Source organism: Staphylococcus equorum (genome assembly GCF_029024965.1).
Lineage (GTDB): Bacteria > Bacillota > Bacilli > Staphylococcales > Staphylococcaceae > Staphylococcus > Staphylococcus equorum.
In genome coordinates, this window is the sequence record NZ_CP118982.1 from 1,180,463 (window position 1) to 1,205,813 (window position 25,351).

Sequence of the window (25,351 nt, forward strand, 5' to 3'; positions counted from 1 at the left end):
AGATATAAGAAGTTATAATGGCATAGAAACTGTTCAATAAAAATGAGGTTATTTAAATGACAAAGCATGAGCAAATTTTATCATATATAGAATCTCTAGCAGTAGGACAAAAAATTTCTGTTAGAAAAGTAGCGAAGGATTTAAGTGTATCTGAAGGTACAGCTTACCGAGCGATTAAAGATGCTGGTCAAATTGGCTTGGTAGCAACAATTGACCGCGTAGGTACTGTTCGCATAGAAAAGAAAACGCGCGAACAAATTGAACAACTTACATTTGGTGAAATTGTAAAAATTATAGACGGTCAAGTGTTAGGCGGCAGAAACGGTTTAATTAAAACACTAACCAAGTTTGCCATAGGTGCGATGGAGATAGACGATGTAGTAAAATATTTAAGTACGCATACATTATTAATTGTTGGTAATCGTAAAGATGTACAATTAGCAGCTTTAAAAAGAGGAAGTGCGGTGCTGATTACAGGTGGTTTTAGAACTTCTGATGAAATTATAAAGTATGCGGATGAACATGATCTACCAATACTTTCTTCTAATTATGACACATATCTAGTAGCAAACATCATTAATAGAGCAATGTATAACCAAATGATTCGTAAAGAAATATTGGTCGTTGAAGATATTGTAAAATCAGTGAAAGAGAGCACAGTAATCTTTGAAAATATGAAGTTGATTGATTATAAAGAAAAAGCAAGAGCTACTGGACATTCAAGATTTCCAGTTATTGATGAACAATGGAAATTAGTAGGTATTATTACGAGCAAAGAAATTATTAAAATGGATGATTATGACACGATAGCTCAGTTTATGACGAAGGCACCTATAAATGTCCAATTAACTACCACAGTAGCAAACTGTGCCCATATGATGATTTGGGAAGGTATAGAACTGTTACCAGTGACTACAAGTAGCAAAAAACTTATAGGTGTTATAACGAGAAAAGATGTATTAACAGCGATGCAATTATTAAGTCGACAACCTCAAGTGGGAGAAACTATTAATGATCAAATTGCAAAACATATCAACATTACAAATAATGGTATTCAAGTACAAACAACCCCGTTATTAACGAATCAATATGGTACTTTAAGTAAAGCTGTATTTGTCGCTATAATTGAAGAAACAGTACGCTATGAAATGAGAAAGTTAAAAAAACTTGAAGTCATGATAGAAAGTTTGAACATCATATATATTAAGACAGTACAAATCGAATCAGAAATCGATGTGCATTATGATATGTTAGATGTAGGAAGAAACTTTGCTAAATTAGAAGTGACAATGTCTACTGATGAGCATCATGTAGCGAAAGCAATGATTATCTGCCAGATGATAGACTAAACGAATTTTATATAACTAATGAAAAGGAAGATATAAATGACTAAAGAATTCAATCAAATTATGAGTGAAATTAACGAAGCTGAAACAGTTATTATACATAGACATGTCAGACCTGATCCAGATGCTTATGGTTCACAGCTTGGTTTGAAACACTATTTAACATTAAAGTTTCCAGAAAAAAACATATTTGCAGTTGGGGAAGCAGAGCCTTCGTTAGATTTTATTGGAACTTTTGACGAAATTACAGATGAACAATACAAAGATGCATTAGTGATTGTTTGTGATACGGCTAATTCACCAAGGATTAGTGATGAGCGCTTTAATAAAGGTCGTTCCCTAATTAAAATCGACCATCACCCAGCAGTGGATCAATATGGTGATATTAATTATGTGAATGCACAGGCTTCTTCTACAAGTGAAATTATCTTTGACTTTATTGCGCATTTTAATGACACAACAGTGATAGATGCCTCTGTTGCACGCGTACTATATTTAGGAATTGTTGGTGATACAGGTCGTTTCTTATTTAATAATACGACGTCCCATACGATGGAAGTTGCAAGCCAGTTACTCAAATATCCATTTAATCATAATGAAGAGCTTAATCAAATGGGCGAAAAAGACCCGAAACTCTTACCCTTCCAAGGATATGTATTACAGAACTTTGAGTTAGATGAAAATGGATTTTGTAAAATAATTATTACACAAGATGTGCTTAAGCAGTTTCATATTGCGGCTAACGAAGCTTCATTATTTGTAAATGCGATTGCAGATATTCAAGGCTTGAAGATATGGGTCTTTGCTGTTGATGAAGGCACTGAAATAAGATGTCGCATCCGCTCAAAAGGCATTGTGATTAATGATATTGCAAGTGAATTTGGTGGTGGAGGCCATCCAAATGCATCAGGTGTTTCTGTTGCAAACTGGAATGAATTTAAGTCATTGGCTGAAGCTTTAAATAATAAGTTGTAAGTATATAGGAGGTGTTTGCTGATGGTTACGCATTTAAATATTCATACAACATACGACTTATTACATTCTAGTTTGAGAATAAAAGATGTTGTTGCTAAGGCCGCTAAAGAAGGGTACACCGCGTTAGCGATTACAGACACAAATGTCTTATACGGTTACCCACAATTTTATGACGCGTGTATTGCAGCAAATATTCATCCTATTTTCGGTATGACGATTTTTGTGACAGATGGTTTAGAGTCAGTGGAAACGATAGTGCTAGCGCAAAATGAGCAAGGACTAAAAGATATGTTTAAGCTGTCGTCTGCTATAAAAATGAAAGAAAAAACTGAAACACCTATAGAGTGGCTGAAAAAATATCTACAGCATATTGTTGTTATTTTTAAAGATGTATCATCATCAAATGAAGCTATTGTAGCTGATTTTACTGATGATACACATGTTTATGTAAATCATACGAGTGAAGTAACATTGGAATTACCAATGGTTTGGGCTCAAAGTACACGTTATCTTAACCAACAAGATGCTGATACGCTTACTGCGCTCGCTGCCATCAGGGATAACGCTAAATTAGATTTAGTGAGTGAACAACCTGATTATAATGCACATTTATACGATTATAGCGATTTGACTACACTTCATTTAAGTAAGGAAGTGCTAGATAACACAAATCAACTTGCAAAAGTATGCCAGGCTGAAATGATATATCATCAGTCTTTATTACCTAAATTTAAAACGCCGGATAATCAGCAATCAAAAGATTATTTATGGCAAGTATTACAAGAAAACTTAAATCAACTTAATTTAAATCATAACCAATTCGACACTTATAGAGAAAGACTTGTTCATGAGTATCAAGTCATTACTCGCATGGGGTTTGAAGATTACTTTCTTATAGTAAGTGATTTAATACACTATGCGAAAACGCATGATGTATTAGTAGGACCTGGTCGTGGTTCTTCGGCAGGGTCATTGGTAAGTTATCTTTTAAATATTACTACGGTTGATCCTATACAATATAATTTATTGTTTGAACGTTTTCTTAATCCGGAACGTGTAACAATGCCGGATATTGATATTGATTTTGAAGATACGCATAGAGATAAAGTTATTCAATATGTCCAGGAAAAATATGGTGATAATCATGTTGCTGGTATTGTAACGTTCGGTCATTTGTTAGCTAGAGCAGTAGCTAGAGATGTTGGTAGAATTATGGGATTTGATGAGGTTACTTTGAATGAAATTTCAAAATTAATACCACACAAGCTAGGTATAACTTTAGATCAAGCTTACGAACAAAATGATTTTAAACAGTTTGTACACCGAAACCATAGGCATGAACGATGGTTTGAAATTAGTAAAAAATTAGAGGGGTTACCTCGCCATACATCAACACATGCTGCAGGTATCATTATTAATGATCACCCATTATATGAATATGCACCATTGACGTTAGGTGATACTGGATTATTAACACAATGGACGATGACGGAAGCAGAGAGAATAGGATTGTTGAAGATCGACTTCTTAGGGTTACGGAATTTATCCATTATTCATCAAATTGTGAAACAAGTTAAAAAAGACACGAATACACATATTGATATAGAGCAAATACCTTTTGATGATAGCAAAGTCTTTCAATTATTATCTCAAGGTGATACTACAGGTATTTTCCAACTTGAATCAGATGGTATTAGAAATGTATTGAAAAAATTACAACCTGAACATTTTGAAGATATTGTAGCCGTAACGTCTTTATACAGACCAGGTCCTATGGAGGAAATACCTACCTATATTACGAGAAGGCATAATCCATCTAAAGTGCAATATTTGCATAGTGATTTACAACCGATATTAAGTAACACTTATGGCGTTATCATTTATCAAGAACAAATCATGCAAATTGCCAGTAAGTTCGCAAACTTTAGTTATGGAGAAGCGGATATTTTAAGACGAGCGATGAGTAAAAAGAACCGTGCTGTATTAGAAAATGAACGTCAACACTTTGTGGATGGTGCTTTGAAAAATGGCTACGATGAAAGTTTAAGTAAACAAATATTTGATTTGATTCTAAAATTTGCAGACTATGGCTTTGCACGTGCCCATGCTGTAAGCTATTCTAAAATCGCTTATATTATGAGCTATTTAAAAGTACATTATCCTAACTATTTTTACGCTAATATTTTGAGCAATACTATCGGAAGCGAGAAGAAGACAGCGCAAATTATTGATGAAGCAAAGCATCAATCAATCAATATTTTAACACCGAATATTAATCAAAGTCACTGGTTCTATAAAGCAACTAAACAGGGTATCTACTTGTCAATCGGTGCGATTAAAGGAGTAGGTTATCAAAGCGTTAAGTTAATTGTTGATGAACGCATAACAAATGGGCATTTTAAAGACTTTTTTGATTTTACAAGACGTATTCCTAAAAGGATTAAATCTAGAAAATTACTTGAAGCGCTCATATTAGTAGGCGCTTTCGACACCTTTGGCAAAAATCGTGCTACACTACTACAGTCAATTGATCAAGTACTTGATAGTTCATCTGATATTGAACAAGACGGCTTTATATTTGATGTATTAACGCCTAAAGCGACATATGAAGACAAAGAGGAATTGCCGGATAAAGTATTGAGTGATTATGAAAAAGAATATTTAGGCTTTTATGTTTCAACACACCCTGTCGAAAAAGCTTTTGAACAAAAGCAATATCTCGGTATATATAAACTTACTAATGCACGAGATAATCAACCGATTTTTGTTCAAATTGATAATATTAAACGTATACGTACCAAAAACGGTCAAAATATGGCTTTTGTAACACTAAATGATGGAGTTAATAGTTTGGATGGGGTCGTTTTTCCAGATACATTCAAAAAATATGAAACAGATTTGAAAACGGATGAGACATTTATCCTAAAAGGTAAGTTTGAAAATAGGAATAATAAGAAGCAGCTTATTATTAATCAGATAGAGACGGTTGAAGCTTTTGAAGTGAGTACATTTGAACAAGCGAAACAAATTGTAATTAGAAACCTAAGCGATGAAACAGAATTAAAGCAATTTTTAACTCAAACAGAAAATAGTAACTATATTCCTGTTAAGTATTTCCAAGAGGAGCAAAATAAGTTCAAAATCATAGGTTATATCACACGTGATAACGACGTATTAAATACATTTATACAACGGTTTTCCCCTTGGGATATAAGAATTATTTAACTTTAATAGCGCTATGAACTATGGTATAGTAAACTGATGGTTAAGCATAAACTTGCCGTCAGTTTTAATTCTAACTAAATTAAAAATAATAATTATTTAATGTCAAATCAATCTATATATTTTTATTACAAATATTAACTGTATGAGTTAAATCGACATCTTGTTAGCAATATCATTTGTAATTTAAGTTAGATTGTAATAAAAATATATATGAACTGATTTTTATACTAGTTGAGTGTAAAGGGGTAGATTTACATGACATTGAGAGACGAAGCATTAGAAATGCATAGACGAAATCAAGGAAAGTTGGAAGTAACACCTAAGGTACAAGTTACTAATAAAGAAGAATTAAGTTTAGCTTATTCACCAGGTGTCGCAGAGCCTTGTAAAGAAATACATGAAGATTCTCGAAAAGTTTTTGAGTATACCATGAAAGGCAATACTGTAGCTGTTGTAACAGATGGTACAGCTGTTTTAGGATTAGGAAATATTGGTGCAGAAGCGAGTATCCCAGTAATGGAAGGGAAAGCAGTGTTATTTAAAAGTTTTTCTGGTATCGATGGTGTGCCTATTGCATTAAATACTACAGATACAAATGATATAGTGAATACTGTGAAATTATTAGAACCGAATTATGGTGGCATTAACTTAGAAGATATTTCAGCGCCGCGCTGTTTTGAAATAGAAGAGCGTTTGAAAAAAGAAACTAAAATACCAGTATTTCACGATGATCAACATGGTACAGCAATCGTTACAGTAGCAGGTATGATCAATGCCTTAAGAATAGTGGATAAAGATTTGTCAGACATTAAGGTCGTTCTTAATGGTGCCGGTGCAGCTGGTATGGCTATTGTTAAATTATTATATTCTTATGGTGTTAGAGATATGATTATGTGTGATTCTAAAGGTGCTATTTTTGAAGATCGTGCTTTCGGTATGAATGATACGAAAGCATACGTAGCTAAGTGGACTAATAGAGAGAAAATTGAGGGTAGCTTAAATGATGTCATCAGAGATGCTGACGTGTTTATAGGCGTTTCTGTTGCAGATTTATTAACAAAAGAGATGGTCGAATCTATGGCTGATGATCCAATTATCTTTGCTATGGCAAACCCTAACCCAGAAATTCAGCCAGATGTTGCAAAAGCAGCAGGTGCAAAAGTAATAGGAACAGGCCGTTCAGATTTTCCAAATCAAATTAATAATGTCTTAGCATTTCCGGGTATATTCAGAGGTGCTTTAGATGTAGAAGCAACACAAATTAATGAAGCAATGAAACAGGCTGCGGTTGAAGCAATTGCTAATTTAATTAATCAAGAAGAATTGAATCCTGATTATTGTATTCCTGGTCCGTTTGATAAGCGTGTAGCACCATCAGTCGCTAGAGAAGTTGCAAAAGCAGCAATGGAGTCTGGCGTTGCTAGAAATGATATGGATCCAGAGGAAATTTATGAAAAGACAATGAAATTAACAGACTTAGATAAATAATATTCGTTAATCCTGAACTCAATACGTGACTTACAGTTAAGTGTAGAGAAAGATTGCGATATTTATGTGGAGGTTTACCAATGTTTAAAGATTTTTTCAATAGAAGTAGTAAAAAGAAAAAGTACGTGACCGTATCGGATTCAAAACAAAGTGATGTTCCTGCAGGTATTATGACGAAATGTCCTAAATGTAAAAAAATTATGTATACGAAAGAATTAGCTGAAAACTTAAACGTTTGCTTTAACTGTGATCATCACATTGCACTTACAGCTTATAAACGTATTGAAGCTATTTCCGACGAAGGTACATTTAAAGAATTTGATAGAGGCATGACTTCGGCAAACCCATTGGACTTCCCAAGTTATGAAGAAAAAATCCAAAAAGATCGACAAAAAACTGAGCTGAACGAAGCAGTAGTGACTGGAACTGCAAATTTAGAAGGTATAAGTTATGGTGTTGCTGTTATGGATGCTAGATTCAGAATGGGCAGCATGGGTTCTGTAGTAGGCGAGAAAATTTGTAGAATTATTGAGCATTGTATTGAAAATCGTTTGCCATTTATTTTATTTTCAGCAAGCGGTGGAGCTAGAATGCAAGAAGGTATTATATCGTTAATGCAAATGGGTAAAACGAGTGTGACACTGAAGAAACACGCGGATGCGGGGTTATTGTATATTTCTTACATCACTAATCCAACTACAGGTGGTGTTTCTGCAAGCTTTGCTTCTGTAGGTGATATTAATCTTAGTGAACCAAAAGCGTTAATTGGATTTGCTGGAAGACGTGTCATTGAACAAACTATTAATGAAAAATTACCAGATGATTTCCAAACTGCAGAATTTCTATTAGAACATGGTCAATTAGATAAAGTAGTACATAGAAAAGAAATGAAAACAACGTTATCTAATATCTTAAAAATGCACCAAGAGGTGAAAACAAATGCTTGATTTTGAAAAGCCGCTTTTTGAAATAAAAAATAAAATTGAATCATTAAAAGAATCTCAAGAAAAGAATGATGTAGATCTTCAAGAAGAAATTGATATGCTCGAAGCTTCTTTAGAGAGAGAGACTGAAAAGGTATATACAAACCTTAAACCATGGGATCGTGTGCAATTAGCACGTTTACAAGAAAGACCTACATCTTTAGATTACATACCTTATATATTTGATTCATTCATGGAATTTCATGGTGATAGAAATTATAGAGATGATCCTGCAATGATTGGTGGCATTGGTTATTTGAATGGCCAAGCTGTTACTGTAGTTGGACAACAACGTGGTAAAGATACCAAAGATAATATTTATCGTAATTTTGGGATGGCACATCCAGAAGGTTATAGAAAAGCAATTAGATTGATGAAACAGGCGGAAAAATTCAATCGACCTATTATTACTTTTATCGATACTAAAGGTGCGTATCCAGGTAAAGCAGCAGAAGAACGTGGACAAAGTGAATCTATCGCTAGAAACTTAGTTGAAATGGCTTCGTTAACAGTGCCAGTCATTTCTATTGTGATTGGTGAAGGTGGTAGTGGAGGAGCTTTAGGTTTAGGTATTACAAATCGTATATTGATGCTTGAAAATAGTACGTATTCTGTTATTTCACCTGAAGGTGCTTCTGCACTGTTATGGAAAGACAGTAATCTTGCAAAAATTGCTGCAGAAACAATGAAGATTACTGCTGAAGATTTACGTGAACTCAATATAGCTGATGATGTAATTAAAGAACCATTAGGTGGTGCACACCATGATGTTGAAATTCAAGCACAAAACATCAAGAAAGGTTTTGAATATCATTTAGCAGAATTAAGTCAGCTAAGTAAACAACAACTTGTTGATGACCGTTATGCAAAATTTAGAAATATTGGAGCATTTCACGAATAATATCAAATATATTGAGATGAGCTGTGAAAAAATCTATGACGATAGATTTTTCACAGCCATTTTTATAGTTGTAGAGAAGTAGATTGAGTAAACACAAATATTTATTTTATTTAAAAAATAAATATATTGTTTAAGAAATATAATTTAAAGGTAAATACATAAGAGCGCTCATTTCATTTTTGCCGAAAATTATAGTAAACGCTTACTATTTATAAATTAATAGTTTAGATTACTTTAAAACGTTTACATTTAGCACAAAGCCTTATTTTAATGGCACCATTGTATTATTTATGGTATTTTTAGAATAAGAAATACATGTTAGAAAGGTTTGTCGTCATGAAAAAAATTGCAGTGTTGACAAGTGGTGGAGATTCTCCAGGCATGAACGCAGCTATAAGAGCTGTAGTTAGAAAAGCGATTTTTAATAACATTGAAGTCTATGGTGTTTACCAAGGCTATCAAGGTTTATTAAACGATGATATCGAAAAGCTTGAACTCGGTTCTGTTGGGGATACAATTCAACGCGGAGGCACTTTTTTATATTCAGCAAGGTGTCCTGAATTTAAAGAAGTAGAAATGCGTAAGAAAGGTATAGAAAACTTACGTAAAAGAGGAATCGAAGGCCTTGTAGTTATCGGTGGAGACGGTAGTTACAGAGGCGCGCAACGTATAAGTGAAGAATGTGAAGAAATCCAGACAATTGGAATACCTGGTACGATTGATAATGATATTAATGGTTCAGATTTTACAATTGGATTTGATACAGCATTAAACACTATTATTGATTGTGTTGATAAAATCCGTGATACAGCATCGAGTCATGCTAGAACCTTTATTATAGAAGTTATGGGACGTGATTGTGGAGACTTAGCATTGTGGGCAGGCATGTCTGTAGGTGCAGAAACAATTATCGTTCCAGAGGTAGAAACAGACATCAAAGATGTAGCTGAAAAAATCGATAATGGTATTAAAAGAGGCAAAAAACATTCAATCGTCATGGTAGCAGAAGGTTGTATGTCTGGAGAGGCTTGCGCTCAAGAGTTAACTAAGTATATTAATGTTGATGCACGTGTTTCTGTATTGGGTCACATCCAACGTGGTGGTAGCCCAAGTGGAGCAGATCGTGTGTTAGCGTCACGTTTAGGTGGTCATGCAGTAGATTTATTATTACAAGGGAAAACTGCTATTGGTGTGGGAATCCGTAATAATGAATTAACTGATACACCATTTGAAGAAATATTTAGATCAGATCAACATGAGTTCGATTTTGAAACTTATGAATTAACAAATGAATTATCTATATAAAATACTTGGAGGCATTATTAATGAGAAAAACTAAAATTGTTTGTACTATTGGACCAGCGTCAGAATCGGAAGAAATGCTTGAGAAATTAATGAAAGCCGGAATGAATGTTGCTCGTTTAAACTTTTCACATGGTGATCATGCAGAACATAAAGCAAGAATTGACTCGATTCGTAAAGTATCTAAAAAATTAGGTAAAACTGTTGCAATCTTACTTGATACTAAAGGACCTGAAATTCGTACACACAGTATGAAAGATGGCGGTATTGAACTTGAAAGAGATACTGAAGTCATCGTAAGCATGACAGAAGTAGAAGGTACACCTGAAAAATTCTCAGTAACTTATGATAATTTAATCAATGATGTAGAAGAAGGTTCATATATTTTATTAGATGATGGTTTAATTGAATTACAAGTTAAACGTATCGACAAAGATAATGGCGAAGTTGTTTGTGATGTATTAAACACTGGCGAATTAAAAAATAAAAAAGGCGTAAACTTACCAGGCGTTAAAGTAAGTTTACCTGGTATTACTGATAAAGATGCTGAAGATATTAATTTTGGTATTAGCGAAGGCGTTGATTTCATCGCAGCTAGTTTCGTACGTCGTCCAAGTGATGTACTTGATATCCGTAAATTACTTGAAGCACAAAAAAATACAACAATCAGCATTATACCTAAAATTGAAAACCAAGAAGGTATTGACAACATCAAAGATATTCTTGAAGTTTCAGACGGTTTAATGGTTGCACGTGGTGATATGGGTGTTGAAATTCCACCAGAATCAGTACCTATGGTGCAAAAAGATTTAATCAGACAATGTAATAAATTAGGCAAACCTGTTATCACTGCGACACAAATGCTTGATTCTATGCAAAGAAACCCACGTGCTACACGTGCCGAAGCAAGTGATGTTGCCAACGCAATCTATGATGGTACAGACGCAGTAATGCTTTCTGGTGAAACAGCTGCTGGACTTTATCCTGAAGAAGCAGTTAAAACAATGCGTAATATTGCAGTTTCTGCTGAAGGTGCACAAGATTATAAAAAATTATTGTCAGATCGCACTAAATTAGTAGAAACGTCACTTGTTAACGCAATTGGTGTTTCAGTTGCACATACAGCATTAAACTTAAATGTAAAAGCAATTGTTGCTGCTACAGAAAGTGGTTCAACTGCTCGTACGATTTCTAAATATCGTCCACAATCAGACATTATCGCAGTAACACCTAATCCAGAAACTGCACGCCAATGTGCTCTAGTATGGGGAATTCATCCAGTAATCAAAGAAGGACGTAAAACTACAGATGCATTATTAAATAATGCTGTAGCAACTGCAGTTGAAACTGAAAAAGTTCAAAATGGTGATTTAATTATTATCACTGCTGGTGTTCCAACAGGTGAAAAAGGTACTACTAACATGATGAAATTACATTTAGTAGGAGATGAACTTGCTAAAGGACAAGGTATTGGTAGAAATTCAGTTGTTGGCCAAACACTTGTTGTTAATAATGCAAATGAGTTAGAAGGTAAAGATCTATCTGAAACAATTATTGTAACGTCTTCAGTAGACGAAACACTTGTACCTTATATTGAAAATGCAATTGGTTTAATCACAGAGGAAAATGGCATCACTTCACCAAGTGCAATCATTGGTTTAGAAAAAGGTATTCCTACAGTTGTTGGTGTTGAAAACGCAACTAAAGAAATACAAAATGATGTTTTAGTTACTATTGATGCAAATCAAGGTAAAATCTTTGAAGGTTATGCTAACGTTCTATAATAGATTTACGAATATAAACTAATAGGTAGTTGTAAATTCCTGTTTGAAATAATATAAGAAGTTGAGAGTTAATTGAATTTTAAATTCAATTAACTCTCTTTTTAATTTTCACTCAACTTTATATGAAATAACAAAGTATTCTTGATTTTAATTATAATAAAAACTATCTATACACATTGGTTCGCAAGCAATGTGTATAGATAGTTCATTTTGAAAATATCTGTTTTTTATTTACCTTGAGTACGTGCTACTTTTTTATATCTTAAGTACATTAAACTTAGCATAACGAACCATATTGGTGTTAAAAATACCGCTGTTCTTGTAACTTCATTTACGAACAATAAAAAAAATACTAACAAGAAGAATATTAAGATGATATATCCCATATATTTACCGCCTACTAATTTAAAATTAGCCTGTTTGTGAGCTTCTGGGTTACGTTTAGTATAATTAATATAAGCAACAATGATTAATGCCCAAACAGCTAAAAACAACACTGTAGATACAGTGGTGATATAAGTGAAGACGAGTGTCGCATTCGGGACAATATAATTTAATAAAGCAGCAATCATCAGTAATGCACATGAGACAAATATTGCAATGTGCGGAACGCCATTTTTATTCGTTGACGCAAAATAAGGCGGTGCTTGTTTTTGATTAGAAAGACCAAAGAGCATACGACTGTTAGAAAAAATGCCGCTGTTACAAGAAGACGCCGCTGCAGTTAGAACAACGAAATTAATAATGCCTGCTGCAAATGGAATACCAATTAGTGCGAACAATCTAACAAATGGACTATCGTCAGGATTTATAGCATTCCATGGGATAATTGACATGATTACAGCTAATGCACCAACATAAAAGACTAATATACGTAAAGGAACGCTATTAATTGCTTTCGGTAGAGTCTTAGTCGGATCTTTAGTTTCGCCTGCAGTAACACCTATTAATTCGATACCCACAAATGAGAATACAGCCATTTGGAATGACATTAAAAATCCATTAACACCTTTAGGAAATATGCCATTATTGTATAAATTAGATAATGAAGCATGTCCAAATTGTGTGTCATAGGCCATAATAATCATAATTGCACCAACAACAATCAAAGCAAGAATCGTTACTATTTTAATGATTGCAAACCAAAATTCTAATTCACCAAATAGTTTAGCACTTAATAAATTAAGTGACATAAGTACAAGTACACAGAATAATGCACTGATCCAATTTGGAATGTGAGGAAACCAAAAACTTACATATTTAGCAACTGCAGTTACCTCAGCCATACCAGTAATAATCCAACATAACCAATAAGTCCAACCAGTCACAAAACCTGCAAAAGAACCAATGTACTTATTCGTGACATCTGCGAAAGACTTAAAATTAGTATTTGTTACAAGCATTTCTCCTAAGCCACGCATAAACATAAATAGCATAAAACCAATGATGATATATGTAAGTAAAATAGAAGGGCCAGTTAACGCGATTGTTTGACCAGCTCCTAAAAACAGACCTGTACCAATTGCGCCACCAATTGCAATCAGCTGGATGTGCCGGTTGCTTAGTTCTCTCTGTAATTCATTGTTTGACATAATCTACTACCCCTTCATTTTGTCGTTTTATTATTATGCAACTGTCTTTAAAATATTACAACTGTTTTTTAACTGAACCATAAAAAAATTAAGGGTAAAACTACATTAATAATTAGTTATTAATAATGATAACCAAATGAAAAGTAATTAAAATTGAACTGTAAGGCTTTACATACTAGAATGAGTTTATAACACCATTTAATATCATGATGTGTTTTAAGGGTATATAAACAAATACTTATTTCTTAGTGTTCTGGCAAGAGGATTAAACTTTAAATATTCACAAAAGGGACGAAATTGGATATAATGGTTAATGAAAGCCATTTCATAACGAAATAGAAAAGGGGAATTTATATATGGCAGAGTTACAAAAAGGTTTAGAAGGGGTAATTGCATCTCAAACTAAAGTAAGTTCTATCATTGATAGTCAATTAACATATGCAGGTTATGATATTGATGATTTAGCTCAAAATGCTGAGTTTGAAGAAGTTGTCTTCTTGTTATGGCACTACCGATTACCTAATGAAGAAGAATTAAAAGAATTAAAAGAAAAACTTTTTGGATACATGACATTAAATCCTAGAGTGTATAGCCACTTTAAAGAATACGCTACTAGTAACGTGCATCCAATGACAGCGTTAAGAACATCTGTGTCTTATATTGCCCATTTTGATGAACATGCTGAAACTGAAAGCGATGAACAAACAATGGAGCGTGCGATACGTATTCAAGCTAAAATAGCTTCTCTTGTTACAGCATATGCAAGAGTTAGAGAAGGTAAAGATGTTGTAAAACCAAATAGCGATTTAAATTATGCTGGTAACTTCTTATATATGTTAAGAGGAGAATTGCCTACAGATATCGAAGTCGAAGCGTTTAACAAAGCGCTTGTATTACACGCAGACCATGAGTTAAATGCCTCAACATTTACAGCAAGATGTGCTGTTTCATCATTATCCGATATGTATTCAGGTATTGTTGCTGCAGTTGGTTCATTGAAAGGTCCACTTCACGGTGGGGCAAATGAACGTGTCATGAGCATGTTATCTGAAGTGAAATCAATTGATGAAGTTGATAATTACATCGATAAAAAAATTGAAAATAAAGAAAAGATTATGGGCTTCGGACACCGCGTATATAAAGATGGTGATCCAAGAGCGAAATACTTAAAAGAAATGAGTAGAAAAATTACAGCAGAAACAGGTCAAAGTCAATTGTTTGATATTTCCGTTAAAATTGCTGATAAGATGAAAGAAGAAAAAGGCTTAATAGCCAATGTGGATTTCTTTAGTGCGACCGTTTATCATAGTATGAACATCGAACATGATTTATTCACTCCAATTTTTGCAGTAAGTAGAACTTCTGGTTGGATTGCACATATCTTAGAACAATATAGAGATAATAGAATTATGCGTCCAAGAGCTGAGTATATTGGTGAAACAGATAGAAAATATGAACCAATAGAAAAAAGATAATAAGTTTAATCATTCATTATTAAAATATTTATTGTAATAATGAATGTACAAACAATATTTTTAGAAAATATTTAATCAAAAACAAAACACGGAGGTTTTTTTACATGTCAGGAGAAAAAATAGTAAAATCACAAGAAGGTTTAACAGTTCCAAATAATCCAATCATCCCATTTATTATTGGTGATGGTATTGGACCAGATATTTGGAATGCGGCTAGCAGAGTAATCGATGCAGCGGTTGAAGAAGCTTATAGCGGTGAAAAGAAAATCGAATGGAAAGAAGTATTAGCTGGACAAAAAGCTTACGATGAAACTGGCGAGTGGTTACCTAAAGAAACACTTGATACGATTAATGAATATTTAATTGCTATTAAAGGTCCTTTAACAACACCAATTGGTGGCGGCATCCGTTCACTTAACGTTGCTTTACGTCAAGAATTAGATTTATTTACATGTCTACGTCCAGTACGTTGGTTCCAAGGCGTTCCATCACCAGTTAAACGTCCTGAAGACACTGATATGGTTATTTTCCGTGAAAATACTGAAGACATTTATGCTGGTATCGAATTCCAAGAAGGCACACCTGAAGTTAAGAAATTAATTGAATTCTTACAAAATGAAATGGGCGCTAAAAATATTAGATTCCCAGAAACATCAGGTATTGGCGTGAAACCAGTTTCTAAAGAAGGTACAGAGCGTTTAGTACGTGCTTCTATACAATATGCTTTAGAAAATAATCGTAAATCATTAACATTAGTGCACAAAGGTAATATCATGAAATTTACTGAAGGCGCATTTAAACAATGGGGTTATGACTTAGCACATAACGAATTTGGTGATAAAGTATTTACTTGGCAGCAATATGATGAAATTGTTGAAAAAGAAGGTAAAGACAAAGCAAACGAAGCGCAAGAAAAAGCAGAAAAAGAAGGCAAAATTATCGTTAAAGATTCAATTGCTGACATTTTCTTACAACAAATTTTAACACGTCCATCAGATCATGATGTAGTAGCTACAATGAACTTAAATGGTGACTATGTATCTGATGCGTTAGCAGCACAAGTTGGCGGCATTGGTATTGCACCTGGTGCAAACATTAACTATGAAACTGGTCATGCTATTTTTGAAGCTACACATGGTACAGCTCCAAAATATGCAGGATTAAATAAAGTTAACCCATCATCTGAAATTTTAAGTGCAACATTAATGTTAGAACACTTAGGATGGCAAGAAGCTGCAGATAAGATCACTGAATCAATTGAGAAAACAATTGCTTCTAAAGTGGTAACTTACGACTTTGCTCGTTTAATGGACGGTGCTAAAGAAGTTTCTACTTCTGAGTTTGCAGATGAACTTATTAAAAACATCAAATAATACAAATTCGTATTGAGTCTTTAAAGATTCAATACGAATTGATTTTAAAAATACCAACAATATCTTAGGATTTTGTTGGTATTTTTTTGTGATTTTCATAAGTTAGTAAAAAGTGCCTCACAAATAGCATTTAATCCACATTTTTTAATGTAAATTGTAAATTTAAGAACGTTGTTTGATGTATATTAACTCGAACAATTTCTCTGGATTGCATATTTTCAATGATATAAGTGTTCATGTTGTTAATTAAATGTTAAGATTTTGTTAACGTATGATTTTTAAAAAAATCAGTGAAATGAAATCAACAGCGCAACAGATTGTTAACATCACAATTACATTAAATTCATGAATACTTAATTTGATCCTTTATTCTAGGTATTGTAAAGTTTATGTGAAAAGAATTTAAAGTATGTTATTTTTATTTAAATATAAGTTATAATTAATTTGTAAACACAAATATGGAGGTATACTATGTCACAAAAAGTACTTGTAGTAGATGATGAGCAATCAATCGTAACCTTATTAAAATATAATTTAGAACAAGCTGGGTATATAGTGGATGTAGCTTATGATGGAGAAGAAGCACTGGAGAAGGTCAATGCTACAAATCCCGAATTAGTTGTGTTAGATGTCATGCTTCCAAAAAAAGATGGAATAGAAGTTTGTAAAACGATTCGTTCTGATAAAAATCTTGTACCTATCTTAATGCTGACAGCTAAAGATGATGAATTTGATCGTGTACTAGGACTAGAACTTGGTGCAGATGATTACATGACTAAACCATTTTCACCAAGAGAAGTAGTAGCAAGAGTCAAAGCTATTTTAAGAAGATCTGCGATGGTTACAGAAGCAGCTCAAATTGAAAATGATGAAGATGACATACTTATTGGTTCAATCAGAATTAGACCAGAATATTTTGAAGTGTATAGAGAAGATGAATTATTAGAATTAACACCAAAAGAATTTGAACTGTTATTATATCTTATCGAAAGACAGGGTAGAGTGATCACACGTGAACATATGTTAAATTCAGTATGGAATTATGAATTCGCGGGTGACTCTAGAATTGTGGATGTACATATTAGTCATTTAAGAGATAAATTAGAAGAAAACCCAAAACAACCTAAACTTATCAAAACAGTACGAGGTTTAGGATATAAGTTGGAGAGACCTAAGGTTTAATGCTGAAGTTTCATCACCGCCTCTTATTTTTATTATGTACCATCGTTATCATTAGCTTTATTATGTTAGGCGCAATCATAACACATGTTATTTATAACACGGTTACTACGGGTCAAGAAGGGGACCTAGAGCATCGTTCAGAGCATTTCGTTAGTTTGTACAACCATGATAAAATAGCTGAAATCAAAGATATTGCTGAAAGTGAAAAATATACTGTAGTTATTGAAAAAGGTAACGATGTCTTGTTGTCCACAAAACAAGGAACTGAGATAAATGAAGATATAAGAAATGATGCTATTCCTTCGAACTTAATTTATGATAAAGTAGCTGATGATCGAAGATATACATTCAAGACTTCAATCAAAGATAAAGATGTTTTGATTAGTGGTGTAAATAATGAAATCTTAGAATTACAAATTGAACTGTGGAAATACACGGCTTTAATTGGTTTAATTGTTTTAGTGATTATTTTCTTTGTCGTTCGAAGTATCAATAGAACGTATATAAGACCTATTAATGAAGTAACGTATGCCACGAACCTTTTGGCTGAGGGGTATTATCATGTGAGGGTGCCAGAGAGCAACGTAAAAGAGACGAGAGAGTTGTTCGTTACTACAAATGAATTAGCTAGACGTTTACAACGTTTAAATCATAAGCAAAAGCTACAATCCAATAGGCTAAAAACAACTGTAGAAAGTATTCCGAGTTCCATATTAATGATTGATAAATATGGTGAAATTGTTGTAGCAAATAAAGCATATTATGAGTTATTTACGCCTGAAGAAGCAGTAGAGCATAAAAGTTATGTTGAGTTTATCGATGTTAAAATCCAAAAACTTATTGTTGATGCGTTTAAAGTAGAAAAACCTATTTATGATCAAGTAGAATTAACCATAGATCAAGTGCATCAGAAATATTTTGATACTGCTTGCGTACCAATTTTGTCAAAAACTAAGAAAAATTTATATGGCATGGTTATTGTTATGCATGACATCACAAACCTTAAAAAGCTTGAAAATTTACGTCGTGAATTTGTAGCAAATGTATCACACGAATTAAAAACACCTATTACTTCAATAAAAGGATTTGCTGAAACATTACTAGATGGGGCAAAAAATGATGAACAGGCATTAGATGATTTTTTACAAATCATTTCTAAAGAATCTAATCGCATAGAAACCTTAGTTTTTGATTTACTAGATTTATCTCATGTCGAACAACAATCTGAAATAGAAACTGAATATATTAGTTTGTCTGACATTGCGGAACTAACGATTAAAAATATGCAGACGATTGCTGAAAGTAAAGATATAACAATTGTAAATGAAGTGACACCTGATATTGTCATTGATGCAAATAATGATAAAGTTTCACAAGTTGTTATCAATTTACTATCCAATGCAATTAGTTACTCTAAGGAATCGGATGAAGTTATTGTGCGTGTATATAAAGAGGGCAATAAGCGTATACTAGAAGTAGAAGATTTCGGTATGGGTATAAGTGAAGAAGACCAAAAACATATTTTTGAACGCTTTTATAGAGTAGATAAAGCACGTAGTAGAGATTCAGGTGGCACAGGCTTAGGATTGTCTATTACAAAACATATTATGGAAGCCCATAATGGTAGAATTAATGTAATTAGTAGTCCGAATGAAGGATCAACATTTAGAATTACATTTTTTGAAACAGAATAAGTATACTTTAAATTTATAATTGTTGTGTGATTTTATACAAAATTAAAATGATAGTCGATCTAATTAACTTTATGTTGTTAGGTCGATTTTTTTATATTGCAATGAAAACCAGAAGATATGTCGTATCAATACGGGTAGAGTTATAATTTGTGATAAAATGGATAGTAAATATGTGTTGGAGGTTAAAACATTGAATAAATTAATCTTAGTTGATGGTAACAGTCTTAGCTTTAGAGCTTTTTACGCTTTGCCATTGTTACAAAATAAGGCAGGTATTCATACCAATGCCGTGTATGGTTTTGCGATGTTGCTTGAAAAAATTATAAAAGAAGAACAGCCCACACATTTCTTAGTTGCATTCGATGCTGGAAAGACCACGTTCAGACACTCACAATATAGTGAGTATAAAGGTGGACGTCAAAAAACACCGCCTGAATTAAGTGAACAATTTCCTTATATCAGACAATTATTAGATGCTTATCAAATTAAACGTTATGAGTTAGAGAATTATGAAGCGGATGATATTATCGGTACGCTAAGTAAACAAGCAAATGAAGAAAAATTCCAAACAATTATTGTAACTGGTGACCGAGATTTAACACAACTTGCTACAGATGACGTTACAATCTATTACACTAAAAAAGGTGTGACAGATGTTGATCATTACACACCGGAATTTATTTCAGAAAAATATGATGGTTTGGTACCTGAACAAATTATTGATATGAAAGGCTTAATGGGTGACACTTCAGACAATATTCCAGGTGTTGCAGGTGTTGGTGAAAAAACAGCGATTAAATTATTGAAACAATTTTCAAATGTGGAAAATGTCTACGAACATCTAGATGAAGTCTCTGGGAAGAAATTAAAAGAGAAACTTGAAAATAGCAAAGATGATGCCTTAATGAGTAAGGAACTTGCGACAATTAATTGTGAAAGTCCAATTGAAGTATCTTTAAACGAGACTAAATTGCAAGAAAATCCAGATACAAATGATAAAATTGAATTATTTAAAAAATTAGAGTTTAAACAGTTGTTAGACCAAATAGACGTTGATGGCAGTAGCTCAAGTGTGGAAGAAATGGAAATCAATATAGCAAGTGATTTTGCACAGGTTGATTTTAACAACTTAGACGCTGCATCTATACATTTTGAGTTAGATGGTTCTAATTACTTAAAAGATGACATATTAAAGTTTGCTTTATATGATGGCACGCACCATGTTGTTATTGATGCACATAAGATGCATGATTATCCAGCACTTATTGCATGGTTAGAAGATAGTACTACAGAAAAGAATGTATATGATGCTAAAAAATCATATGTTGTTGCACATAGATTAGATATTGCGATTAAACACATTGTGTTTGATGTGATGTTAGCAAGTTATATTATTGACCCATCACGTACAATAGATGATGTCAATTCAGTTGTTACGAATTATGGTCAATATTATGTACAACAAACCATCGCTGTTTATGGTAAAGGCAAAAAAAGACAATTGCCTGAAGATGATGTTCTGAATCACCATGTAGCAACCATTATAGAAGCAATTAGTGCAATTAAGCCCAAAATGGCAAAGCAACTAGATGAATATAATCAAACAGATTTACTAAATGATTTAGAATTACCATTGGCACGTATTTTAAGTGAAATGGAAGAAACAGGTATTTATACAGTCGCTAATGATTTAAAAGAAATGGAAAAAGAGATTCAAAGTAAATTAGATGTGTTAATAAAAAATATACATGAAGCTGCAGGAGAGCCATTTAATATCAATTCACCAAAACAGTTAGGTGTTGTATTATTTGAAACATTAGAGTTACCTGTAATTAAAAAAACGAAGACAGGTTATTCCACAGCAGTAGATGTGTTAGAACAATTACAAGGTGAACATTCTATTATTGAGCATATCCTTGAGTATAGACAACTTGCTAAATTACAGTCTACGTATGTAGAAGGATTGCAAAAAGTGATCGCTGAGGATAATCGTATCCATACACGCTTTAACCAAACACTTGCACAAACTGGTAGATTGTCATCTATTGATCCTAACCTACAAAATATACCTATTCGTTTAGAAGAAGGTAGAAAAATCAGAAAAGCTTTTAAATCTACAGACGAAAACAATGTCATATTTGCAGCCGATTACTCGCAGATTGAATTAAGAGTATTGGCGCACATCACGCAAGATGAAAGTATGAAACAAGCATTTATTAATGATGAAGACATTCACACAGCTACAGCTATGAAAGTATTCAATGTACAACCAGATGACGTTGATAGCACGATGCGTAGACAAGCGAAGGCAGTAAATTTCGGAATTGTTTATGGCATAAGCGATTATGGTCTAAGCCAGAGTTTAGGCATAACAAGAAAACAAGCGAAACAATTTATTGATGATTATCTAGATAGTTTCCCTGGGGTTAAACAATATATGGAAGATATTGTTAAAGACTGCAAAGCTCAGGGCTATGTTGAAACGTTATTACATCGTCGTAGATATATACCAGATATCACAAGTAGAAACTTTAATTTGAGAGGTTTTGCAGAAAGAACTGCGATGAATACACCAATTCAAGGTACAGCTGCAGATATTATTAAATTAGCCATGGTTAATTTTGCAAATGAAGTTAAAGAAACAGATTTCCATGCACAACTATTATTACAAGTGCACGATGAATTGATTTTTGAAGTACCTAAAGAAGAAGTAGAAGCGTTTGAAAAATTCATTGAAAAGATTATGGATAATGCGATAGAGTTAGATGTGCCATTAAAAGTTGAATCTAGCTATGGTCAAACATGGTACGATGCAAAATAGAAAGAAGGTATTATATTGCCTGAATTACCAGAAGTAGAACATGTGAAAAGAGGTATTAAGCCTTTTGTTAAAGGACAAACAATTGAATCAGTTACTTTTTCTGACAAAGTGCATGAAGGTAAAGCAAACCAACGTGAGACGATAATTAAAGGTTTAGAATTAGATACGTTCAGACGCTTTACTGAGCATTTTACAATTAGTGATATAGATAGACGAAGTAAGTATATCGTTTTCTACTTAGAGAAAAACGGTGAAGAAAGAATACTTATTAGCCATCTAGGTATGGCTGGTGGTTTCTTTGTGGTCGATAAGATAGAGGATATTAGTGTTCCAAATTATCGTAAACATTGGCATGTTATATTTAAATTAAATAATGATAAGTTGCTTGTCTATTCTGATATTCGCCGCTTCGGTGAAATTAGAAATGTGCCATCATTTGAGGCGTATCCCTCATTTTTAGAAATTGCTCCAGAACCATTTGATGAAGAAGCAATGCCACATTATTTATCATGGTTTAATAAAAAACTTTACCAAAACAAGCCTATTAAGCAAATGATTTTAGATCATCGGGTCATTTCCGGCTGTGGTAACATTTATGCGTGTGAAGCGCTTTTTAGAGCAGGTATCCATCCAGCGCGTCTATCAAAAGAGTTGAATAATCAAGAACGAGAAATATTATTTTATTATGTTCGAGATGTATTAGAAGCGGGTATAAAATATGGTGGAACGAGCATATCTGATTATCGTCATGCAGACGGTAGTACAGGTACGATGCAATTACATCTTAATGTTTATAAACAAAAGATATGTAAAGTGTGTGGAAGTGATATTGAAACTCAAGTTATTGCAACGAGAAATAGTCATTTCTGCGCTACATGTCAAAAATAAAGGAAGAGTGATATTATGCCAAAGGTTATAGGACTAACAGGTGGTATCGCATCAGGTAAATCCAGTGTTTCGGAATTATTAACCGTACATGGTTTTAAAGTCGTAGATGCAGATGTTGCATCACGCCAAGCAGTAGAAAAAGGTACCAAAGGACTAGAACAAGTTAAAGAAGCATTTGGAGAAGAAGCGATAGATGAAGATGGCAATATGAATCGATCATATGTAGGAGATGTCATATTTAATCATCCAGAGAAAAGATTGGAATTAAATGAAATTATTCATCCTATTGTTAGAGACATCATGGAAGAAGAAAAAGAAGCTTATCTTGAGCAAGGCTATAATGTCATTATGGATATTCCGTTATTATTTGAAAATGACTTACAAGATACAGTGGATGAGGTTTGGTTAGTATACACTTCTGAAAGTATTCAAATTGATAGATTGATGGAACGTAATAATTTATCAATGGAAGATGCGAAAGCACGTGTTTATAGTCAAATTTCAATCGATAAAAAACGTAGAATGGCGGATCGTGAAATTGATAACCGTGATACGAAATTAGAATTGAAGCAGAACTTAGAAAGAATGCTTGTAGAAGAAGGCTATATTCACAACAATACTGAAGAAGAAGCGCAGTAAATCATCTTTTTAAGTGAGTTTTTAAATGATAATTATCGTATGCTTGATTTAATATACATTAGTATGGTTTAATAAGTGTATTCTGAAGTGCTACTCAACTTATAATCTAAGTTTGAGTAGTACTTTTTTACTATGATTTCAAATTATACAGATGAAATTATCTCGAAAAGGTCTCTTTAAGCTCTTAGGTAAGCGGAATGCAAATTTTTTTGATTTTATTTTAGAAAACGCTTTCTTGTACTTTTATTTATGTTATACTATTTCCATAAAGTATAACACAAAAATAAGGGGTGCTTTGAATGACGACAAATATTGCAATTAATGGAATGGGTAGAATAGGAAGGATGGTATTAAGAATCGCTTTGAAAAATAAGGATTTAAATGTAGTAGCAATTAATGCGAGCTACCCACCTGAAACGATTGCCCACCTAATTAATTATGATACAACTCATGGTGCTTACGATTTAAAAGTAGAGCCTATAGAAAATGGGGTCAAAGTCGATAACCATGAGATTAAGCTTGTAGCAGAAAGAAATCCTGAGCACTTACCTTGGGAAACGCTAAACATCGATATCGTTATTGAGGCTACCGGAAAATTCAATCATGGAGATAAAGCTGTTGCACATATTAATGCAGGTGCTAAAAAAGTATTGCTCACGGGTCCATCTAAAGGTGGAGAAGTCCAAATGATTGTCAAAGGTGTTAATAATAAACAATTAGACATTGAACAGTATGACATATTTAGCAATGCTTCATGTACGACTAACTGTATTGGTCCGGTTGCTAAAGTATTAAATGATCAATTTGGTATACAAAATGGTTTGATGACAACGGTTCATGCCATTACGAATGATCAAAATAATATAGATAATCCGCATAAAGATTTAAGACGTGCGCGTTCTTGTAATGAAAGTATTATTCCAACTTCAACAGGTGCTGCAAAGGCATTAACAGAAGTACTACCTGAATTAGATGGTAAATTACATGGTATGGCATTAAGAGTGCCAACGAAGAATGTTTCATTAGTAGATTTAGTCGTTGATTTAGACACGAATGTAACGGCTGAACAAGTCAATCAAGCATTTAAAGATAATGACTTAGGTGGTGTGATTGCAACAGAAGATGCACCTTTAGTATCTATGGACTTTAATACAAATCCACATTCAGCAATTATTGATACACAAAGCACAATGATTATGGGTGACAATAAAGTCAAAGTAATCGCTTGGTATGATAACGAATGGGGCTATTCAAATAGAGTTGTAGATGTGGCTGAACAAATAGGTCAATTACTCAAAAATGATGTTGGCGCTGTCACAAATTAAAGTACAAATTATAACATTTAATAATTAACTAATTGATTAAATGCTAAGAATCCATAATGTTTAGACTGTACGACATGATGATAGAAAGTGTTATATATACTCCTTTTGAAGTAATGCACATTGTTAGTGCTTACTTTGAAAGGAGTTTTCAATTTGTCGTTTAAACCTATATACTAGATGATTGTAGAAAAAAGTAATGATGAAATTACTTAGCATGTTAAACTTACTATCATAGAGACGCAATTAGCATGTTAAATTCTATCAATATTTGGAATATTAGTGATAAAAATTACATAATGCAATAAGTATTTTACATGTGTCATAGTGATTCTTTTGTGACATACATATTTATAGTATA

Annotated in this window: 17 protein-coding genes; 16 read left to right on the forward strand and 1 reads right to left on the reverse strand. The window is 33.1% G+C overall.

What is annotated here, in order from left to right; genetic code table 11:
• The first annotated feature begins 56 nt into the window (after nt 1-56).
• The 8 genes from PYW44_RS05770 (at nt 57) to pyk (ending at nt 12,004) form a co-directional block, all read left to right on the forward strand.
• Nucleotides 57-1,349 carry a DRTGG domain-containing protein gene (locus PYW44_RS05770; protein WP_021339078.1) on the forward strand — a complete coding sequence of 431 codons (1,293 nt, stop codon included), beginning with the start codon at nt 57-59 and terminating at the stop codon, nt 1,347-1,349.
• Nucleotides 1,350-1,385: 36 nt separating this feature from the next.
• Nucleotides 1,386-2,321 carry a DHH family phosphoesterase gene (locus PYW44_RS05775; RefSeq protein ID WP_021339079.1) on the forward strand — a complete coding sequence of 312 codons (936 nt, stop codon included), beginning with the start codon at nt 1,386-1,388 and terminating at the stop codon, nt 2,319-2,321.
• Nucleotides 2,322-2,342: 21 nt separating this feature from the next.
• The gene (locus PYW44_RS05780) at nt 2,343-5,546 is read left to right on the forward strand and encodes a DNA polymerase III subunit alpha (RefSeq protein ID WP_021339080.1); all 3,204 of its coding nucleotides are present in this window, start codon (nt 2,343-2,345) and stop codon (nt 5,544-5,546) included.
• Between the two features lie 255 nt (nt 5,547-5,801).
• On the forward strand, nt 5,802-7,034 hold the full coding sequence (gene ystJ / locus PYW44_RS05785; RefSeq protein WP_021339081.1) for an NADP-dependent malic enzyme: 1,233 nt from the start codon (nt 5,802-5,804) through the stop codon (nt 7,032-7,034).
• Between the two features lie 80 nt (nt 7,035-7,114).
• Entirely contained in the window at nt 7,115-7,981 is an 867-nt protein-coding gene (gene accD, locus PYW44_RS05790) for an acetyl-CoA carboxylase, carboxyltransferase subunit beta (protein WP_002507359.1), read from the forward strand.
• Nucleotides 7,974-8,918, forward strand: a complete 945-nt coding sequence (locus tag PYW44_RS05795; protein WP_021339082.1) for an acetyl-CoA carboxylase carboxyltransferase subunit alpha — start codon at nt 7,974-7,976, stop codon at nt 8,916-8,918. The genes accD and PYW44_RS05795 overlap by 8 nt, the downstream gene beginning before the upstream one ends.
• Before the next feature lie 336 nt (nt 8,919-9,254).
• A complete protein-coding gene (pfkA, locus tag PYW44_RS05800) occupies nt 9,255-10,223 on the forward strand; it encodes a 6-phosphofructokinase (RefSeq protein WP_002507361.1) in 969 nt (322 codons plus the stop codon).
• 20 nt (nt 10,224-10,243) lie between these two features.
• Entirely contained in the window at nt 10,244-12,004 is a 1,761-nt protein-coding gene (gene pyk / locus PYW44_RS05805) for a pyruvate kinase (RefSeq protein WP_002507362.1), read from the forward strand.
• Nucleotides 12,005-12,231: 227 nt separating this feature from the next.
• On the opposite strand, the gene PYW44_RS05810 is transcribed toward pyk, so the two are convergent.
• Entirely contained in the window at nt 12,232-13,596 is a 1,365-nt protein-coding gene (locus tag PYW44_RS05810; protein ID WP_021339083.1) for an amino acid permease, read from the reverse strand.
• A gap of 356 nt (nt 13,597-13,952) precedes the next feature.
• Between PYW44_RS05810 and PYW44_RS05815 the strand changes: the two genes are divergently transcribed.
• From PYW44_RS05815 to gap, 8 genes are all read left to right on the forward strand, one after another.
• The gene (locus PYW44_RS05815; RefSeq protein WP_021339084.1) at nt 13,953-15,071 is read left to right on the forward strand and encodes a citrate synthase; all 1,119 of its coding nucleotides are present in this window, start codon (nt 13,953-13,955) and stop codon (nt 15,069-15,071) included.
• A gap of 104 nt (nt 15,072-15,175) precedes the next feature.
• Nucleotides 15,176-16,444: an NADP-dependent isocitrate dehydrogenase gene (gene icd / locus PYW44_RS05820; RefSeq protein ID WP_021339085.1), complete on the forward strand. Its 1,269-nt coding sequence runs from the start codon at nt 15,176-15,178 to the stop codon at nt 16,442-16,444.
• Nucleotides 16,445-16,915: 471 nt separating this feature from the next.
• Nucleotides 16,916-17,626 carry a response regulator transcription factor gene (locus tag PYW44_RS05825; RefSeq protein WP_002507366.1) on the forward strand — a complete coding sequence of 237 codons (711 nt, stop codon included), beginning with the start codon at nt 16,916-16,918 and terminating at the stop codon, nt 17,624-17,626.
• Nucleotides 17,626-19,320 carry a two-component system histidine kinase PnpS gene (pnpS, locus tag PYW44_RS05830; RefSeq protein ID WP_002512485.1) on the forward strand — a complete coding sequence of 565 codons (1,695 nt, stop codon included), beginning with the start codon at nt 17,626-17,628 and terminating at the stop codon, nt 19,318-19,320. Before PYW44_RS05825 ends, pnpS begins: the two co-directional genes overlap by 1 nt.
• Before the next feature lie 190 nt (nt 19,321-19,510).
• Nucleotides 19,511-22,141: a DNA polymerase I gene (polA, locus tag PYW44_RS05835; RefSeq protein WP_021339086.1), complete on the forward strand. Its 2,631-nt coding sequence runs from the start codon at nt 19,511-19,513 to the stop codon at nt 22,139-22,141.
• A 15-nt stretch (nt 22,142-22,156) separates the two neighbouring features.
• Nucleotides 22,157-23,029 (forward strand): bifunctional DNA-formamidopyrimidine glycosylase/DNA-(apurinic or apyrimidinic site) lyase, encoded by an 873-nt coding sequence (gene mutM, locus PYW44_RS05840; RefSeq protein ID WP_002512483.1) that lies wholly within the window; start codon nt 22,157-22,159, stop codon nt 23,027-23,029.
• A 15-nt stretch (nt 23,030-23,044) separates the two neighbouring features.
• A complete protein-coding gene (gene coaE / locus PYW44_RS05845) occupies nt 23,045-23,668 on the forward strand; it encodes a dephospho-CoA kinase (protein WP_021339087.1) in 624 nt (207 codons plus the stop codon).
• Between the two features lie 299 nt (nt 23,669-23,967).
• A complete protein-coding gene (gene gap, locus PYW44_RS05850; RefSeq protein WP_021339088.1) occupies nt 23,968-24,993 on the forward strand; it encodes a type I glyceraldehyde-3-phosphate dehydrogenase in 1,026 nt (341 codons plus the stop codon).
• Nucleotides 24,994-25,351 lie beyond the last annotated feature (358 nt).

Coding starts and splice junctions, on each gene's coding strand:
- PYW44_RS05780 (WP_021339080.1), top strand. CDS start 2,343: ATGGTTACGCATTTAAATATTCATACAACATACGACTTATTACATTCT.
- PYW44_RS05795 (WP_021339082.1), top strand. CDS start 7,974: ATGCTTGATTTTGAAAAGCCGCTTTTTGAAATAAAAAATAAAATTGAA.
- coaE (WP_021339087.1), top strand. CDS start 23,045: ATGCCAAAGGTTATAGGACTAACAGGTGGTATCGCATCAGGTAAATCC.
- pyk (WP_002507362.1), top strand. CDS start 10,244: ATGAGAAAAACTAAAATTGTTTGTACTATTGGACCAGCGTCAGAATCG.
- PYW44_RS05810 (WP_021339083.1), bottom strand. CDS start 13,596: ATGTCAAACAATGAATTACAGAGAGAACTAAGCAACCGGCACATCCAG.
- pnpS (WP_002512485.1), top strand. CDS start 17,626: ATGCTGAAGTTTCATCACCGCCTCTTATTTTTATTATGTACCATCGTT.
- accD (WP_002507359.1), top strand. CDS start 7,115: ATGTTTAAAGATTTTTTCAATAGAAGTAGTAAAAAGAAAAAGTACGTG.
- pfkA (WP_002507361.1), top strand. CDS start 9,255: ATGAAAAAAATTGCAGTGTTGACAAGTGGTGGAGATTCTCCAGGCATG.
- PYW44_RS05815 (WP_021339084.1), top strand. CDS start 13,953: ATGGCAGAGTTACAAAAAGGTTTAGAAGGGGTAATTGCATCTCAAACT.
- PYW44_RS05770 (WP_021339078.1), top strand. CDS start 57: ATGACAAAGCATGAGCAAATTTTATCATATATAGAATCTCTAGCAGTA.
- ystJ (WP_021339081.1), top strand. CDS start 5,802: ATGACATTGAGAGACGAAGCATTAGAAATGCATAGACGAAATCAAGGA.
- PYW44_RS05775 (WP_021339079.1), top strand. CDS start 1,386: ATGACTAAAGAATTCAATCAAATTATGAGTGAAATTAACGAAGCTGAA.
- PYW44_RS05825 (WP_002507366.1), top strand. CDS start 16,916: ATGTCACAAAAAGTACTTGTAGTAGATGATGAGCAATCAATCGTAACC.
- icd (WP_021339085.1), top strand. CDS start 15,176: ATGTCAGGAGAAAAAATAGTAAAATCACAAGAAGGTTTAACAGTTCCA.
- gap (WP_021339088.1), top strand. CDS start 23,968: ATGACGACAAATATTGCAATTAATGGAATGGGTAGAATAGGAAGGATG.